At 65.3% G+C, this 17,120-nt stretch carries 17 protein-coding genes and 1 tRNA gene; 13 read left to right on the top strand and 5 right to left on the bottom strand.

What is annotated here, in order from left to right:
* Positions 1–18 precede the first annotated feature (18 nt).
* Positions 19–1,926 carry an ABC-F family ATP-binding cassette domain-containing protein gene (locus tag EV141_RS04280; protein WP_130484700.1) on the top strand — a complete coding sequence of 636 codons (1,908 nt, stop codon included), beginning with the start codon at positions 19–21 and terminating at the stop codon, positions 1,924–1,926.
* A 195-nt stretch (positions 1,927–2,121) separates the two neighbouring features.
* Here the strand turns inward: EV141_RS04280 and EV141_RS04275 are convergent, their stop codons facing one another.
* From EV141_RS04275 to EV141_RS04265, 3 genes are read right to left on the bottom strand one after another with little or no spacing between them, the layout of a single operon-like run.
* On the bottom strand, positions 2,122–2,562 hold the full coding sequence (locus EV141_RS04275) for a hypothetical protein (protein WP_130484699.1): 441 nt from the start codon (positions 2,560–2,562) through the stop codon (positions 2,122–2,124).
* Between the two features lie 9 nt (positions 2,563–2,571).
* Positions 2,572–3,375 (bottom strand): aquaporin, encoded by an 804-nt coding sequence (locus tag EV141_RS04270; protein WP_130484698.1) that lies wholly within the window; start codon positions 3,373–3,375, stop codon positions 2,572–2,574.
* Positions 3,376–3,429: 54 nt separating this feature from the next.
* Positions 3,430–3,780, bottom strand: a complete 351-nt coding sequence (locus EV141_RS04265; protein WP_130484697.1) for an ArsR/SmtB family transcription factor — start codon at positions 3,778–3,780, stop codon at positions 3,430–3,432.
* 127 nt (positions 3,781–3,907) lie between these two features.
* Here EV141_RS04265 and EV141_RS04260 point away from each other — a divergent pair, with 127 nt between their 5' ends.
* A complete protein-coding gene (locus tag EV141_RS04260; RefSeq protein ID WP_130484696.1) occupies positions 3,908–4,327 on the top strand; it encodes an arsenate reductase ArsC in 420 nt (139 codons plus the stop codon).
* 48 nt (positions 4,328–4,375) lie between these two features.
* Positions 4,376–4,780, top strand: coding sequence for a hypothetical protein (locus EV141_RS04255; RefSeq protein ID WP_130484695.1), 405 nt, complete (start codon positions 4,376–4,378; stop codon positions 4,778–4,780).
* Positions 4,781–4,784: 4 nt separating this feature from the next.
* Here the strand turns inward: EV141_RS04255 and EV141_RS04250 are convergent, their stop codons facing one another.
* On the bottom strand, positions 4,785–5,285 hold the full coding sequence (locus tag EV141_RS04250; RefSeq protein ID WP_130484694.1) for a MarR family winged helix-turn-helix transcriptional regulator: 501 nt from the start codon (positions 5,283–5,285) through the stop codon (positions 4,785–4,787).
* Positions 5,286–5,413: 128 nt separating this feature from the next.
* Here EV141_RS04250 and EV141_RS04245 point away from each other — a divergent pair.
* Together EV141_RS04245 and EV141_RS04240 are read left to right on the top strand one after the other, a co-directional pair.
* Positions 5,414–5,488, top strand: a tRNA-Gln gene (locus tag EV141_RS04245).
* A 162-nt stretch (positions 5,489–5,650) separates the two neighbouring features.
* On the top strand, positions 5,651–6,037 hold the full coding sequence (locus EV141_RS04240; RefSeq protein ID WP_130484693.1) for a hypothetical protein: 387 nt from the start codon (positions 5,651–5,653) through the stop codon (positions 6,035–6,037).
* A 150-nt stretch (positions 6,038–6,187) separates the two neighbouring features.
* Here the strand turns inward: EV141_RS04240 and EV141_RS04235 are convergent, their stop codons facing one another.
* Positions 6,188–7,354, bottom strand: a complete 1,167-nt coding sequence (locus tag EV141_RS04235; RefSeq protein ID WP_130484692.1) for an ROK family transcriptional regulator — start codon at positions 7,352–7,354, stop codon at positions 6,188–6,190.
* A 152-nt stretch (positions 7,355–7,506) separates the two neighbouring features.
* Here EV141_RS04235 and EV141_RS04230 point away from each other — a divergent pair, with 152 nt between their 5' ends.
* From EV141_RS04230 to EV141_RS04195, 8 genes are all read left to right on the top strand, one after another.
* Complete coding sequence (locus EV141_RS04230) at positions 7,507–8,331, top strand: sugar phosphate isomerase/epimerase family protein (protein ID WP_130484691.1); 825 nt, start codon at positions 7,507–7,509, stop codon at positions 8,329–8,331.
* 62 nt (positions 8,332–8,393) lie between these two features.
* Positions 8,394–9,560 carry a substrate-binding domain-containing protein gene (locus EV141_RS04225; protein ID WP_130484690.1) on the top strand — a complete coding sequence of 389 codons (1,167 nt, stop codon included), beginning with the start codon at positions 8,394–8,396 and terminating at the stop codon, positions 9,558–9,560.
* Positions 9,561–9,629: 69 nt separating this feature from the next.
* Entirely contained in the window at positions 9,630–10,808 is a 1,179-nt protein-coding gene (locus EV141_RS04220; RefSeq protein WP_130484689.1) for a levoglucosan dehydrogenase, read from the top strand.
* Positions 10,805–12,334: a sugar ABC transporter ATP-binding protein gene (locus EV141_RS04215; RefSeq protein WP_198675496.1), complete on the top strand. Its 1,530-nt coding sequence runs from the start codon at positions 10,805–10,807 to the stop codon at positions 12,332–12,334. Before EV141_RS04220 ends, EV141_RS04215 begins: the two co-directional genes overlap by 4 nt.
* Positions 12,335–12,387: 53 nt before the next feature.
* Positions 12,388–13,302, top strand: coding sequence for an ABC transporter permease (locus EV141_RS04210; RefSeq protein ID WP_241968999.1), 915 nt, complete (start codon positions 12,388–12,390; stop codon positions 13,300–13,302).
* A 5-nt stretch (positions 13,303–13,307) separates the two neighbouring features.
* Positions 13,308–14,411, top strand: a complete 1,104-nt coding sequence (locus EV141_RS04205; RefSeq protein WP_130484866.1) for a Gfo/Idh/MocA family protein — start codon at positions 13,308–13,310, stop codon at positions 14,409–14,411.
* A complete protein-coding gene (locus tag EV141_RS04200) occupies positions 14,408–15,421 on the top strand; it encodes a sugar phosphate isomerase/epimerase family protein (RefSeq protein ID WP_130484687.1) in 1,014 nt (337 codons plus the stop codon). The genes EV141_RS04205 and EV141_RS04200 overlap by 4 nt, the downstream gene beginning before the upstream one ends.
* A 182-nt stretch (positions 15,422–15,603) precedes the next feature.
* Positions 15,604–17,022, top strand: a complete 1,419-nt coding sequence (locus EV141_RS04195; RefSeq protein ID WP_241968997.1) for an L-serine ammonia-lyase — start codon at positions 15,604–15,606, stop codon at positions 17,020–17,022.
* Positions 17,023–17,120: the final 98 nt, after the last annotated feature.

Here is a 17,120-nt window from a genome sequence, read left to right as displayed (position 1 = left end):
GCGTCTAGGCTCGACGTAATGGCCCACCTCCTGGGAGCCGAGCAGCTCCGCGTCGAATACCCCACCCGTGTCGTCCTTGACGGCGTCACCGTCGGCATCGGCGACGGCGATCGCATTGGCGTCGTCGGCCGCAACGGCGACGGCAAGTCGACGCTGTTGCGCATCCTCGCCGGTAAGCAAGAACCGGATGCCGGCCGCGTCACCCGCCGCCGCGGGGTGACCCTCGGCATGCTCGATCAGGCCGACGCGCTCGCGACCGGGCAGACCGTGCTCGCGACGATCGTGGGCGATCGCGCCGAGCACGAATGGGCGGGGGATGCGCGTGTGCGCGACGTTCTCGCCGGTCTCGTCCCCGACATCCCCGGTGACACTCTCGTCGACGATCTGTCGGGCGGGCAGCGCCGCCGCGTGGCGCTCGCTGCGCTGCTCAGCCGCGACTGGGACATCGTCGTGCTTGACGAGCCCACCAACCACCTCGACATCGGCGGCGTCGCGTGGCTCGCCGAGCACCTGAAGCGGCGCTGGCCGCGCGGCCAGGGCGCGCTCGTCGTCGTGACACACGACCGGTGGTTCCTCGACGAGGTGAGCGAGAACACGTGGGAGGTGCACGACCAGATCGTCGAGCCTTTCGAGGGCGGCTACGCGGCCTACGTGCTGCAGCGCATGGAGCGCGACCGCCAGGCCGCCACCGTCGAGGCGAAGCGCCAGAACCTCATGAAGAAAGAGCTGGCGTGGCTGCGCCGGGGCGCCCCGGCCCGCACGGCGAAGCCCAAGTTCCGCATCGAGGCCGCCAACGCGCTGATCGCCGACGTGCCGCCGCTGCGCAACACCGTCGAGCTGACCCAGATGGCGACGACGCGCCTCGGCAAAGACGTCATCGACCTCATCGACGTGAGCGTCGCGTACGACGGTGCCACGATCATCCGCGATGTCGAGTGGCTGATCGCGCCGGGCGAGCGCACCGGCATCCTCGGCGTGAACGGCGCCGGCAAGTCGACGCTGCTGAAGCTCATCGACGGCACGCTGCAGCCGACAAGCGGGCGCGTGAAGCGCGGCAAGACGGTCGTCGTCGCGACCCTCGACCAGCAACTCGCCGACCTCTCGTCGGTGGCGCACGAGCGCGTGTCGGCCGTCATCGCGTCGAAGCGCACCAGCTATGTGGCGGGCGGCAAAGAGCTGACCCCCGGCCAGCTGCTCGAGCGGCTCGGATTCACGTCGGCGCAGCTGTCGACCCCGGTCAAAGACCTCAGCGGAGGCCAGAAGCGGCGACTGCAGCTGCTGATGATCCTGCTCGACGAGCCGAACGTGCTCATCATGGATGAGCCCACCAACGACCTCGACACCGACATGCTCGCCGCCATCGAAGATCTGCTCGACTCGTGGCCCGGCACCCTCATCGTCGTCTCGCACGACCGCTACCTGCTCGAGCGGGTCACCGACCAGCAATACGCGATCCTGCCCGGCCCCGACGGAGCCGGACGCCTGCGCCACCTCCCCGGCGGCGTCGACGAGTATCTGCGGCTGGCGGCGCAACTCGCCGCCCCGACCGGCGGGCAGGATGCGGGGCGCGCGACGGTCGCGTCGGTGTCCGGCGCGCAGTCTGGCGCCGGGTCCGCAGGCGCTGGGTCGGGCGGCGGCGGCTCGGCCGCCTCGGGCGCTGGAGCCTCCGCGGGTGGGCCGGCCGCAGCATCCGCCCCTGCACTCGGCGGAGCCGAGCGTCGAGCCGCCGAGAAGGAGCTCGCCGCGATCGACCGGAAGCTCGCCAAACTGCAGGGCCGCGTCGACGAGCTGCATGTGGCACTCGCCGAGCACGACGTCAGCGACTACGCGGGTATCGGCGCGCTGCACGAGACGCTCCGCGAGGTGGAGGCCGAGCGCGACGAACTCGAGACCCGCTGGCTCGAGCTGGGCGAGCTGCTCGCCTGACCCGAGCGCCGTCCGGCCCGTCGGCCCCGCCTGACCCGCGCGCCGGCCCGCCCGGCCCGCCCGGCCCGCCGGCCCGTCACTGAGACAAGGGTTTGCGCCGAAACGAGCCCGCTCACGCCGTTGTCTCGACGTGAACCCTTGTTTAGGCGCCGGGCGCGACACAACCCTGCACCCGATGCGCCACGGCTCGGCGAACTACCGCGTCATGCCGATCAGCAGGTCGACACGGAAGCCCGCCTTCGTGCGCACGAGTCCCACGGGGATGCGCGGCTTGTCGCCCCGGTCGTCGAGCCGCCGCACAGCGTCGTCGTAGACGCCTTCGAAGCCGCGCGGCACGCGCCCGACGACTCCGGTGACGCTGCGGCCCGAGAAGAGGCGCACCTCGATGGGGGCGTCGACGCGTTCCTGGTCGAGGGAGCGCGCGGGTGTCGCCGTCACGAGCGAGTCGAGGTCGTCGCCGACCTCGTCCCAGAGCGTGGCGAGCACCTCCTGGTGGGGGTCGCTCGCGGCGAGCCGCATCGTCAGCTCGCGTTTCTTGGGCACCAGGTCGTAGTCGTAGTCCTCGAACTTGGCGGCGCCGCGATCGTTTTTCGGCAGCTCGGCGTCGGGGTGGGATGCGCGCCGCCAGAAAGCCATGCGGCGATGCTACCCAGCGTGGTCGGGTGCCGCGTCGACGGCCGGGGTGCGCGCTGGCGCGCTCGCGCCCGACTGGGCCTCGTGACCCGACTCGACTTCCGTGGCCAGCGCGCTCGCGCCCGCCGCACCCGGCTCAACCACCTCGACCCGCCGCGGATACAGCGCGACCGCGAGCCCCAACCCGATCGCCGCGCCGACGAGCTGCGCGGCGATGAAGCCGGGAGCGCTGGCGGGCGCGATTCCTGCGAAGGTGTCTGAGAGCATCCGCCCGAGGGTGATGGCGGGGTTCGCGAAGCTGGTCGACGCGGTGAAGAAGTAGGCCGAGCCGATGTAGGCGCCGACGGCGGGGGCGACGAGCGCGAGGCGCTGGGTGCGCACCAGCGCGAGAATGACGAGCACGAGCCCCGCCGCCGCCACCACTTCGGCGAGCAGCGTGTTCGGAGCGACACGTTGCGTCTCGCTGATGCTGATGGCGGGCGCCGCGAACATCAGGTTCGCGAGAATCGCACCGGATGCGCATCCCGCGATCTGCGCGGAGACGTACGCGGGTGCATCCCGCCAGGCGAGGCCGCGGGTGGCGGCGATCACGAGGGTGACAGCGGGGTTGAAGTGGGCTCCGCCGACCGGGCCGAACACGACGATCAGCACGGTCAAGCCGAAGGCGGTCGAGACGGCGTTGATGAGCAGTTGCACTCCGACGTCGGAGGTCAGCTGCGTCGCCATGATGCCCGAGCCGACGACGATCGCGGCGAGCAGCGCACTGCCGAGAAACTCGGCGAGGCTGCGCTGGGCGAGGGTGGGGTCGCTGGTCATGGGCGGGCTCGGATCCTCAGGCGCTAGGGCGTTCAGGTTCAGGCGTTTGAGCGCTCAGACGGTGCGCAGCAGCGACGACACGGCGTCGAGCGAGCCGGGTGTGAGGCGGTAATAAGCCCAGGTGCCGCGCTTCTCGCGCTCGAGGTAGCCGGCCTCGACGAGCACCTTCAGGTGGTGCGAGACGGTGGGCTGCGAGAGGCCGAGCGGTTCGGTCAGGTCACACACGCAGGCTTCGGCGCCTTCGCTGGCGGCGACCATCGAGATGAGGCGCAGACGCGCCGGGTCGGCGAGAGCCTTGAGCGAGCGGGCGAGCAGTTCGGCGTTCTCGGCGCTGATGGACTCGCGCGTGACGTTCGTGCAGCACGCCGAGACGTCGGTGATCGGAATCATGGTCGCGCTGGTCATGTGAGCTCCTCGTTTACCCGCCGTTCACCCTGACCGGCTGAGATTGACAGCGGTCGATGTTTCGACTGTACTCGACGTATCGATACGCGTCGATATTAGCCCGCCCCGAGCATCCAGGAGCCACCCCATGACCGACACCGCCGCCGAGAAGCCCACTGTCCTTTTCGTGTGCGTGCACAACGCGGGCCGCTCGCAGATGGCGGCCGGCTACCTGAAGCACTTGGCGGGCGACCGCGTCGAGGTGCTGTCGGCGGGCTCCGAGCCGAAAGACCAGATCAACCCGGTTGCGGTCGAGGCGATGGCCGAAGAGGGCATCGACATCGCGAACAACACGCCGAAGGTGCTCACCACCGAGGCGGTCAAGGCGTCCGACGTCGTCATCACGATGGGCTGCGGCGACACCTGCCCGATTTTCCCGGGCAAGCGCTACGAAGACTGGGAGCTCGACGACCCGGCCGGGCAGGGCATCGAGTCGGTGCGCCCGATTCGCGACGACATCAAGCGCCGCATCGAGACCCTCGTCGGCGAGCTGCTGCCCCAGGCGTAGCGGTCACCGCGCGCATCGGCTGCGACGCGCGCCCTCTATCCTGAGTGCGTGACCGACCCGCTCGATGCCGTCAGCCTCATCGCCGAGGTGTTCGCGTGGGTCGCGCTGCCGGCCGGCGTGCTGTTTCTCGCGATCGGCATCGGCCGCCGCGTGTGGGCGTCGAAGTACCGCACGCAGAAGGCCGTCATTACGACCGTGCACGAGCACGACGCGCGGCTGCGCTGGTTCGGTGAGGGCCGCGAGGTGATCGAGGCGATCGCGCCGCTGACCGGGTCCATTCCGGCTGTGGGGGATGCCCGCACCGTCTGGGTGCACCCGTTGAAGCCCGATTCGCCGAGGCTCGACGACCCGGCGTCCGACGGCCGCGCGATGCTGATCGTCGGCGGCATCGCCTTCGCGGTCGGGATGCTCGGCCTCGTCGCCGGCATCGTCATCCCCTTTATTCAGGGCTGATTTTTCAGGCCCCGCCCTGCATGCCGACGCCGAGGCGGCGCAGCAGTTCGGCGAGCCGCTGCTGGTCGGCGGGGCTCAGCCCCTCGAGGATCGCCCGCTCGCGTTCGACGAGTTCGCCGATGGCCCGGTCGACGCGCGCCTGCCCGAGGCGCGTCATGCGCACGATGATGCCGCGGCCGTCGTTCGGGTCGGTGCGCCGCTCGACGAGGCCGCGGGTGGTGAGCCGGTCGATGCGGTTCGTCATTGTGCCGGACGAGACGAGGGTCTGCTGCAGCAGCTGCTTGGGGCTCTGCTCGTAGGGTTCGCCGCTGCGGCGCAGGGCGGCGAGCACGTCGAACTCCCATGGTTCGAGCTCGGAAGCGGCGAACGCGTCTTTCCGCGCCCGGTCGAGCTGTCGGCCGATGCGAGTCAGCCGTGACAGCACGTGCAGGGGAGTGAAGTCGAGGTCGGGCCGCTCGCGGCTCCACGCGTCGACGATGCGGTCGACGTCATCCGGGGCGGTCATGGGTTCATTATCGCGGGCGGCCGGTGGGCGGATGCCTGTGCTCGCGTCGCCGCGTTCTCGCCCGGTTGCAGGGCAGGACGCCCGCCTCACCTCTGGCAGACTGGTCACCGCGCGTTTTCGGCGCGCGTTCCGCCTTGGTGTAACGGCAGCACGACAGCCTTTGGAGCTGTTAGGTCCAGGTTCGAATCCTGGGGGCGGAGCCACCTTCTGCGGTGAGGAAAACCTAGTTCTCGCTCTCGCCCTCCGTATGCTTCGGGTAGCTCGCGACTCACGGTTGTGGGGCATCGAGGGGAGCGACGACGCGAATGACGAGTGTTCAGAACAGTGCGGTCACGTCACAGTCGCCGCGGCGATGGTTGTCGGCCGTGATCGCCGCGGCCGCAGCACTGGGGCTCCTTGGCGTCGGTCTGCTCGTCTGGGCGCTTTCGTACATTGGTGCGTTCACGTTCACGCAACAGACTCTTGGCGACTCGCTCGCCGCTTTCAGCGGCGCAACGTCTGTGGTTGAAGACACACCAGGGCTCTGCGGCGCCGGGTCAGGGCGGGTGAACTGCGTCGAAGGCTGGCGCACCGACGTGGGCAACTTCATGCGATTTAGCGGCGGCTCGTTGGCCGAGTACTGGCACCTTGCGATTGGCGGAGACAGCCTGCGAAACGGCGAAGTCGTCGTCGACATGAACGGTCTCGACCTCACCCGAGACGAGCGCGAGTTGGCCGTGCAGATGCTCTTCCCTGGCAGGGACTGGGATTAGATCGACGACGAGCGCACCTGCGCTCTCACTGCGATACGACGGCCAACGGCGTTGCATGGAAGCTTCACTGCGCTAGCACTGCTAGCAGGGGGTCGATATGGCGACACTCACGATCCGCTTTCTCTCCCCCACGTCACCGCCGCCGGGCCACTACCTTTGGCTTTGGTTGGTTGTTGCCAGGCGATCGTCGATGGCGATTGCTGAGAGTTGATCTTCGATCACCATGAGGGCGGCCCCCCGAACGCCGGCGTCCACACCCCCTTGGGCAGGGACGATACTGAGGTGCTGAGTGGCCAACGGAATTGACCGCCTGTAGACGACCTCTCTGACGCCCGCGATGATTTCCTGAACTTCAACTCCGAGCCGTCCACCCACGACAACGGTCGATGGGTTCAACATGCTCACACAGATCGCTGCTACCTCGCCGATTGATCTTCCGGCCTCGCGTGCGGCCTCTACCGCGTGAGGATCACCGATCCGAATGCGGTCCACTAGGTCACCAGCGTCGAGGTGTGCGTCGAATCTCTCGCTGAGCTCACGCGCGATTGCCGGGCCGCTCGCAGTCGCCTCGAGATCATCTTCGCCGCGGCCGTGGGGAACTTGAACGTGCCCGATGTCGCCTGCCGCTCCTTGGGCTCCACGCTGGAGGACGCCACCCGCGACGATGCCCGCACCGATCCCCGTCGAGACCTTGATGAATAGGAGGTCGTCGACATCAGGCCAGGCCGTAGCGCGCTCGCCGAGTGCCAGTATGTTCACGTCGTTATCGACGAGCACGGGAACGTCGAATTGTCTGCGCACGTAGTTCGGAATGTCGAAGCCGTCCCATCCCGGCATGATCGGCGGCCGTATCGGACGTCCCGTCGAGTGCTCGACCGGACCAGGGACACCGATGCCTACACCGAGGATGAGGCCAGGGTCAGTGGCCCTTGCCTTGAGCAGGTTGGACGCCGCGTCGAGTGCCTGATCCAGAATCATCGTCGGGCCAGCCGCAATGTCGAGTTGCTCGTGGTGCCGGGCGATCACTTTCCCGTCGAGGTCAGTGAGGCCAATTGTCCCGTGGGTGGCGCCGAGGTCAATGCCAAGGATGAATTGAGCGTGCGGATCGAACACGAAGCGACTCGGTGGGCGTCCGCCTGACGATGCAGCGGTGCCGGCCGGGGTGATCAGGCCGAGATCCGCCAATGCGTTCATCCAGACGACGACGGTCGTCCGGGCAAGGCCCGTTTCCTGGACGAGTTCTGCACGAGTTCGCGGCCGCCCGTCGCGTAGCACCTGGAAGAGGTCGCCGGCGCCGACTACCTGTGTCGTTGTCATGAAGCACTCCTCGTCGGGTTCACCAACGTACAACTATCGCCGTTGAAATGCAGTCTAAAGGAGCGTTGGGCGCACAAGAAGGGCAACATTTGACTTTTGAGTATCGTAAGTAGTACCGTTTCAAAACCGAACTACGAGGAGGTAGTCGAGATATGCAGCTTGCCTATGAAGCAAATGCCTGGGGCGGAGTCGTCGGAACGCCCGGCGCAGTGACCGACCTGCCGACGGGCTTCTACGTCACTCCCGGTGACATTGAGGCGACTTTGCGTGTCATCGCAGAGAGCGGTTTTGACGGCGTCGAACTCTTCGACGGCAATCTGCTTCCGATGGAGGACGACCTCTCTGCATTCAGAAGTGCTCTGTCGAACTACGGGCTGTCGTTGACGGGTGTCTATTCGGGTGGTCACTTCATCTACCGCGACGCCCACGAGGATGAGTTCGCGCGTTTCGAGCGCTCGATCGCTCTTGCTGCCGGCGCTGGCGCCCGGCACTACGTCATCGGCGGCGGTTCGATCCGGAGTTCCGGTCGACGGCCCGAAGATTTTGCCGTCATGGCTGACCTGCTCGACCGCGTCGCTGACCGCGCTCGGGAGGAAGGCATGGTTCCGAGCTATCACCCTCATCTCGGAAGCCTGGTCGAGACGAGTGAGCACATTGACGCCTTGTTTGCAACGTCGAGCATCGGTCTGTGTGCGGACGTCGCCCACATCGCTGCCGCGGGATCTGATCCCGCCGCGGTCATGCGCCGCTACGCCGACAGGCTTGTGTACGTCCACCTCAAGGACGTTGACCTCAAGCGGGGCGGCTTCCTGCCCCTCGGCTCGGGCGACGTTGACTTCTCTTCGATTATCGATGCAATGTCCGCCGCCTCGTATGACGACTGGATCACGATCGAGCTCGACGGATATCCGGGCGATCAGCGTGCCGCGGCAGAGACAAGCAGGGCTTTCCTGGCGCAACGCGGTCTTGCCAACTAATACGCACCGCACATTCGAATGTCCAAGTACTTGGACGTCCAAACAGCAAAGGAGCAAAGGACATGAAGAAGTTCGTACGGTCGTCGTTGGCGGCGCTCACACTTGCAACCCTTGTGGGGCTTGCCGGTTGTGCGCCGAGCGATGAGAGAGAAACGACTGAAATCGATCCGGAAATCGCGGCTCAAATCGATGCTGCACTGGCTGACATCACGGGTCAGGTGCTGAGCGTCGGCCCGAACGGCGAGGAGCCAGCACCATTTTCCGTCACCGAGATGACCGACGAACAAGTGTCGGAGGTGTCGGAACTGGGGCTCCGAGCTGCCATTGTCATGCACTATGGCGGAAACGACTGGGCGAACGCCCAGATTGCCGGACTCAACGCGGAATTTGAGCGTCTGGGAATCGAAGTCATCGCCACGACTGACGCAGACTTCGACCCCGCGAGACAGGTGGCCGATATCGAGACCGTCTTGGCTCAGAATCCCGACATCATCATCTCGATTCCTACGGATCCGGTTGCGACCGCTGGCGCATTCCGTCGAGCCGCCGAACAGGGCGTGAAGATCGTTTTCATGGACAACGTTCCGAGCGGTTTCGTGCCGGGCGAGGACTACGTCTCGATGGTTTCCGCCGACAACTACGGCAACGGTGTCGTTTCTGCGTATCTGCTGGCGCGGGCGCTGGGCGGTGAAGGCAAGATCGGAATCATCTACCACGAGGCAGACTTCTTCGTGACACAGCAGCGCTACGACGGCTTCAAGGCGACGATCTCCGAGGAGTTCCCCGGCATCGAGATCGTCCAGGAGCAGGGCATTGCCGGACCGGACTTCGCAGGTGATGCGCAGGCGGCTGCGAACGCAATGCTCACGCGGAACGCTGATCTCGATGGCATCTGGGCTGTGTGGGACGTGCCCGCAGAGGGTGTGCTGGCCGCTGCACGCGAGACGGGTCGTACGGACATCAAGATCGCTACACAGGATCTCGGGACGAACGTCGCAATTGCCCTCGCGCGCAATGAAATGGTCGTCGGACTCGGGGCGCAGCTGCCGTTCGATCAGGGAGTCGCCGAGGCGCGCCTCGCCGCTCTCAGCATTCTGGGAGTCGAGGTCCCGGCGTACGTCGCAGTGAGCGCGTTGCCGGTTGACGCCAACAACGTGCTCGAGGCCTGGGAGAAGGTCTACGGTTCAGAGGCCCCCGCTTCTGTCCGGGATGCGTTCGCCGCTCGCTAGCCAATTGAGCGGGGCGGTTCATGCGACCGCGTGAACCGCCCCGCACCACTTTTGTCGAAGGAGAACCACATGCGCGACGTCAACATTGCCCTCATCGGTGGCGGTTTTATGGGCAAGGCACATTCGCTTGCCTACGCCGCTCTACCCATGTTCTTTTGGCCAGCGCCGGCACGACCGGTTCGCAAGACGGTCGTGGATGTCACCGACGAGCTCGCGTCGACCGCGGCCCAGCGGTACGGCTGGGAGAGCTACTCATCGTCTTGGCGTGACGTGGTGGCGGACCCTGCCATCGATCTCATCGACATCGCGACGCCAAACCACATGCACGCCGAGATCGCCATTGCGGCCGCGGAGGCAGGAAAGCACGTCATCTGCGAAAAGCCGCTCGCCCCAACTGCTGTCGATGCGAAGCGCATGCTTGACGCTGTCGAGAAGGCGGGAGTCGTGAACGCTGTCGCGTTCAACTATCGACGCACCCCGGCGATTGCTCTTGCGAAGAAGTACATCGAAGAGGGCGCGATCGGGGAGATTCTGAACTTCCGTGGAACCTACCTCCAGGATTGGAGTGCGGACCCCAACTCTCCGTTGAGTTGGCGTTTCCAGAAGAAGATCGCGGGTTCGGGCGCTGTGGGCGACATTGGTTCCCACGTTGTTGATCTCGCTCGCTACCTCGTCGGCGAGATCTCTGAGGTGAGTTCGGTTGTGTCGACCTTCATCAAGGACAGGCCGTTGCAGACGGGCGGGTTCGATGCCCTCGGCGCCGCGTCGCGGTCAGAAGGCCCGCGCGGTCAGGTGGACGTCGATGACGAGGCGATGTCGTTGGTCAAGTTCCACAATGGTGCGGTGGGGTCGATCGAGGCCACCCGTAACGCGTGGGGACGCAACAACTACATCTCGCTCGAAATTCACGGTACCGACGGCAGCATTCTCTTCAACTACGAAAATAGGGACCAGCTCCAGGTCGTCTTCAAGAGCGACCCCGCCGATCGCCGTGGTTTCCGCACCGTCTTCACCGGGCCGGCAACACCATATGGCGAAGCGCTGTGGCCGATTCCCGCCCTCGGCATCGGATATGGCGAGACAAAGATCATCGAGGCCTACGAGCTCATGAAGGCGATCGCCGAGGGCGGCTCTGTCCGGCCCGACTTCGCCGACGGCTACCAGACGGCCCTTGTGGACGAGGCGATTCTCGAGTCTGGCGGGAACGGGAACTGGGTGACCGTGCCCTTACATGAGCGTGCGTCATGACCCAGCATGCCGCGACATCGCAGCCAGTTCCCACCGTTCGTATGCGGAACGTCGTGAAGAGCTTTGGCCCGGTCCAAGTGCTCAAGAGCGTCGATCTTGACATCTACGCGGGCGAGGTTCACGCACTCGCGGGTGAAAACGGCGCTGGTAAGTCGACCCTCATGAAGATTCTCCAGGGCGTGTATCCGATCACTTCAGGGTCAATCGAAGTGGACGGCCACGAGACGATCATCCGAAGTGCGAACGACGCCGAAGACGCGGGCATCGGGATGGTCTTTCAGGAATTCAGCTTGATTCCTTCCATGACCGTCGCGCAGAACATTTCGCTTAATCGAGAGCGTCGTAGTCGGTTAGGTCTCATTGATGATCGAGCGGCGATTCTGGAAGCGACTCGAATCTTTGACGACCTGGGCGTCTCGCTCGACCCGAAATCGAATGTCGGTGGTCTGGGAACGGCGTACTGGCAGCTCGTGGAGATCGCGAAGGCGCTGTCACGAAATGCAAAAGTTCTGGTCATGGACGAGCCGACAGCCAGCCTGGCCAGGCACGAGGTTGAGAACCTGTTCTCGCTCATCGAGCGGCTAAAAGCTCGCGGAATCGCGATCGTCTACATCTCCCACCGGATGGATGAGATCCGACGCATCGCGGATCGCATCACTGTTCTCCGCGATGGGCGTGTTGTTCTCAGTGACGTCTTGGGCGACCTGACTCCGCCCCAGATCATCGAAGCGATCATCGGCCGCCGGCTTGCGAGCGATCTTGTCTATCGCGACCGCGGACACGACGCTGACGCGCCGATTGTCCTATCGGCCACGGGGATCGCCAGCGAGCACGTTCTCGAGTCGGTCGATATGACCGTGCGAGCTGGTGAGATCGTGGGTCTGGCAGGGCTGATGGGGAGCGGGAGAACAGAGTTCGCGCGTGTCCTGTACGGGATGGATAAGGCGACGCGCGGTGAGCTGCGCATCGATGGGGAGGTGGTCACCTTCTCGAACCCCCGAGCGGCCCAACGTGCTGGAATGGCACTCATCCCCGAGGACCGACGGGAGCAGGGTCTGGTTCTCGACCATTCCGTGTCCGACAACCTCGTGCTTCCGGTCATCGACACGCTTCGCGTTGGCCCACTCGTCAGCCCCAAGAAGGCGAGGGGCCTAACGCAGCAGTTGATCCGGGAGTACTCGGTCAAGGCGGACGACCCGAACGCGCCCATTCGTCTGTTGTCTGGTGGAAACCAGCAGAAGGTTGTTGTCGCCAAGTGGATCAACCGAGCACCTCGTGTGCTGGTGATGGACGAGCCGACTGCGGGTGTCGATATCGGAACCAAGACAGAAATCCTCGAGCTTGTTCGTGAATACGCGACGGCCGGCAATTCAGTGGTCTTCATCTCCTCTGAGCTTCCAGAACTTCTCGCTGTATCGGATCGCATTGTCATTCTCCGCGCTGGCCGTACTTACCGAGAGATCAAACGTGCCGAAGTCGAGAGTGAAGAGCAACTTCAACTGATTATTCAAGGGGTAGCAGCATGAGTATAAGTGCGCCGAAATCGGGCGAGTCATCAGTCACGCGCTTCCTTGCTCGGATGGACTGGCGTTCAAATGTCATCTATGTGGCATTCATTCTGGTCTTCATTTTGTTTGCGATCACGCTTGGCGATTCAGGGTTCTTGTCAACCAACAATCTGCTGAACATCGTTCGACAAACAGCCACCATTTCCGTCATGGCTGTCGCGATGACCTTCGTCATCGCGAACGCCGAGATCGACTTGAGTGTCGGTTCCGTGGCCGGGCTCGCTTCGGTGATCACGGCAATCACCGTGACGAACTTCGGGCTCATACCGGGTGTCCTCGCCGGACTCGCTTCTGGTGCGGCGATTGGTGCGGTCAACGGCGCGCTCGTCGCGTGGCTCAGGGTTCCGTCATTCCTCGTGACCTTGGGCATGCTTGGCCTCGCCGCCGGCTTGGCGCAGTGGATAACGGGGTCCGCGCCCCAACCGATCACCGATTCAACGTATGTTCAAATCTTTGGTGGGGGTAATCTCGGCCCGATTCCTGGGCTTCTGGTCTGGACAGCGCTGGCCGTGGCGACGGGGTGGGTTGTCATGAATCGCACGTCGTACGGTCGGAGGGTCTTGGCTACGGGCGGCAATCCCACAGCTGCTGCGTACACGGGTATTCGCACCGCCCGCATCAAATTCAGCGTGCTGTTGACCTCGGGAATCGTGGCCGCGCTCGCCGGGATGTTGTACGCGGGGCGACTGGAGTCCGGTCGCTTCCAATGGGGTCAGGGCGATGAGTTGACGGTGATCGCCGCAGTGATTCTGGGCGGGACGAGTCTGTTTGGTGGGCGAGGGGCCATCATTGGCACGCTCTTCGGCTCACTGTTCATGGGACTTGTCAATAACGGCCTCATTCTCGCTGGGCTTGATGTGGCCCAACAGCAGGTGATTCGCGGTGCGATCATCATCGCGGCCGTCGCACTCTCGCGGAAGAAGTGATCGACATGGAGCCTGTTCGCAGCGGCATCATCGGCGCTGGATTCATGGGTGCGGTACACACGCGTGCCGTTCGCGCGGCAGGGGGGGAGGTCGTCGCTCTCGCGGGACGAAGCGCTTCCCGCACCAAGGACGCTGCGACTCGCTCGGGCGTCACCTTGGTACTGTCGCCCGCAGAGCTGATCGCGCACCCGGACATCGATGTCATTCACGTCTGTACGCCGAATGCGAGCCATGTCGAGTTTGCGGCTGCGGCTATCGATGCGGGCAAGCACGTGGTGTGCGAGAAGCCCCTCGCGCTGAACTCTCAGGACGCGATCAGTCTTGAGCGGGCCGCCCGGTCCGCCGGAGTGATCAACGTCGTGCCTTTCGTGTACCGCTACTACCCGACCGTGCGGGAAGCGCGTGCCAGACTGGCGTCGAGCGGAGAGCGGGTTTGGCTCGCTCATGGCCACTATTTGCAGGATTGGCTTGCTGACAGCGAAGACTACAACTGGCGGGTGGCCGAAGGTCGCTCTCGGGCCTTTGCCGACATTGGCGTGCATTGGTGTGATCTGTTCGAGTTCATGACCGGCCATCGGATTACGCGGCTAACGGCTCGTCTCACGCGGCTCCATAGCGAAAGATGGGCTCCTCAGGGCCTTGTCCCCGTTGACACCGAGGATGCAGCGAGTCTCTTGTTTGAGACCGATCGGGGGGCCACCGGAAGTCTCGTTGTCTCGCAAGCGAGTCGCGGTCGAAAGAACAGATTGTGGATCGAACTGGACGGCGACCGAACGTCATTCGTCTTCGACCAGGAGGCACCCGATCATCTGGGGGTTGGCACCACTCACGGCATGCAACTTGTGCCAAAGGGGGTCGAGACCAGCGTGGACACGAACGCGGTGGGGCCGTACATCATGGTTCCGTCTGGACACCCGCAAGGTTATCAAGATTCTTTCACTTTGCTGATGAGTGAAGTGGCGTCAGCGGTACGCGGGGGGCCGGCCACTGGCTTGCCGACCTTTGCGGACGGGGTTCGGGCGGCTCTCATTACGGACGCCGTCGTTGCCTCGTCGATGACAGGCGAGTGGGTTGACGTTGAAGTCTCGGCGCTAAGGAGGACTGCATGAGTGAAGCATCACGTTCCGTAACGCTGTTTACCGGCCAGTGGGCAGATCTGCCGTTTGAGGACGTTGCGCGGATTGCCGCGGAGCTGGGCTATGACGGGCTGGAGATCGCAGCGTCGGGAGATCACCTCGATCTCGAGCGGGCGGACAGCGACGCGAGCTATGTGCAGTCACGACGTGACATTCTCGAGCGCTACGGGCTGAAGGTTTTCGCGATTTCGAATCATCTCGCTGGTCAGGCAGTGTGCGATTCGCCCATCGACTTCCGGCACAAGGCGATCCTTCGCCCTTACATCTGGGGCGATGGCGACACTGAAGGGGTTCGACTCCGTGCTGCGGAGGACATGAAGCGCGCAGCCCGCGTGGCTCGGAAGTTGGGTGTCGACACCGTCGTCGGGTTCACGGGCTCGTCTATTTGGCCCTACGTTGCCATGTTCCCGCCTGTCCCGCAGGACGTTATTGAGAAGGGATACGAAGACTTCGCCGCACGGTGGGGCCCCATTCTCGATGTCTTCGAAGCGGAGGGGGTGCGCTTTGCGCATGAGGTGCACCCCGGTGAGATCGCGTACGACTACTGGACCTCTGTTCAGGCAATTGACGCTCTCGGGGGAAGGAAGTCTTTCGGGTTCAATTGGGACCCCTCACACATGATGTGGCAGAACATCGATCCGGTGGGATTCATCGTCGACTTCAGCGACCGCATCTACCACGTGGACTGCAAGGACACACGTTTGCGACCTGCCAATGGCCGTGCTGGTGTTCTCGGCTCGCACCTGCCCTGGGGCGACCCCAGACGCGGATGGGACTTCGTGTCGACTGGACGCGGAGATGTCCCGTGGGAAGACGCATTCCGCGCCCTGAGTTCGATCGGTTACTCGGGGCCCATCTCGATCGAGTGGGAAGACGCCGGCATGGATCGAATTCACGGTGCTGGGGAGGCGCTGCGCTTTGTCCGATCACTCCTGTGGGCACCCCCGGAAGCGTCGTTCGACACAGCGTTCTCACACCAGTAGTCGAAACGTTGGAGGGAGGCCGCCGGTGCGCCCGAATCGTGCGCCCACCAACGATCTGCGCCACAATGGCCGAAGCGGTTCGACGGCGTCCGCACAACGGGGCCGCGCGCGCCGCTGAGCCCGCCCGGGCCCTGCGCGCCCCACCCGTGGCGCCGCATCCCGGCTTGTTCCCAGGAGCCGCCGTGAGCATCCCCGTCGCCCTCGCCACCCCGCTGGCCGAGCGCACCTACATCTCCGCCCTCGACCTGTTCCGGGTCGGCATCGGCCCCTCCAGCTCGCACACGGTCGGCCCGCTGCGCGCCGCCCGCGCCTTCGTCGACGCCCTCGCCGCCGACGGCATGCTCGCCCAGGTCGACCGCATTGAGTGCGTGCTCTTCGGGTCTCTCGGCTCGACCGGCGTCGGCCACGGAACCCCCGGCGCCGTCCTCGCCGGCCTCGCGGGCCACGACGTCGAGACCGTCACCCGCGACGACGTCGCCCGCGTGACGGCAGACGCTGATAACGGGATGCTGACCTTGCGAGGCGAGCACCGCATCCACCTCGAAAATGGCTGGCTTCGCTTCGCCCCGCGCGAACTGAAGCCCCGCCACCCCAACGCACTCACCCTCACGGCCCTCATCGCGGACGGCGAAACCCTGCGCGCCGACACCTACTACTCGGTCGGTGGCGGCTTCGTCGAGCACGACGGAGACGACCCGGCCGCCCTCGCCCGCGCCGCGAGCCCGAGCGTGCCCTACCCCTTCGCGACGATGGTCGAGCTGCTCGCCCTCTGCCACGAGCGCCAGTTCACCATCGCTGGGCTGGCGGCTGCGAACGAGGAGGCGATCCGGGGAGAGGCCGAGACGCGTATCCGCCTTGCCGCCGTCGCCGAGGCGATGAACGCCTGCATCGACGCGGGGCTCAGCGAGTCGGGCGTCCTGCCCGGCAGCCTGCTCGTCACCCGGCGCGCGGCGAAGATGGCCGAACGCTTGCGCGGCCTCGACGCCGCGCCCACCCGCGACACGAGCCTCGAGTGGCTGCAGGCGTACGCGATCGCCGTCAACGAAGAAAACGCGGCCGGCGGGCGCGTGGTGACGGCGCCGACCAACGGGGCGGCGGGCATCATCCCGGCGGTGATGCGGCACGCGCTCGACGTGATCCCCGAGGCGGCGGCCGACCCGGCCCATGCGCAGGAGGAGTTCCTGCTCGTCGCCGGCGCGATCGGCGCGCTCATCAAGTCGAACGCGTCGATCTCGGGCGCCGAGGCTGGCTGCCAGGGCGAGGTCGGATCGGCCGCGTCGATGGCCGCGGCCGGCTTCGCGCACCTGCTCGGCGGCAGCAACGAGCAGGTCGAGAACGCCGCCGAGATCGCCATGGAGCACTCGCTCGGCCTCACCTGCGACCCGGTCGCCGGCCTCGTGCAGCTGCCCTGCATCGAGCGCAACGCGATCGGCGCCGGCAAAGCGGTCGCCGCCGCGCGCCTCGCCATGAACGGCGACGGCACGCACCGCATTAGCTTCGACACCGTCGTCGAAACCATGCGGCAGACCGGCCTCGACATGTCGAGTAAGTACAAAGAGACGAGCGAGGGCGGGCTCGCCGTCAACGTCGTCGAGTGTTGACCGCCCGGAGATCACACGGGTCCGTGACCCGCGGTGAGCGCGCCCGGCGGCCGATTCTGAACGTGATTCTGGGCCCTCGCATCTTTCCTGCGAAAACG

Origin of the sequence: Microcella putealis (genome assembly GCF_004216575.1) — a bacterium.
Classification (GTDB): domain Bacteria; phylum Actinomycetota; class Actinomycetes; order Actinomycetales; family Microbacteriaceae; genus Microcella; species Microcella putealis.
Note: the sequence above shows the minus strand (reverse complement) of the source record. Positions and strands in the feature narration are given on the sequence as shown.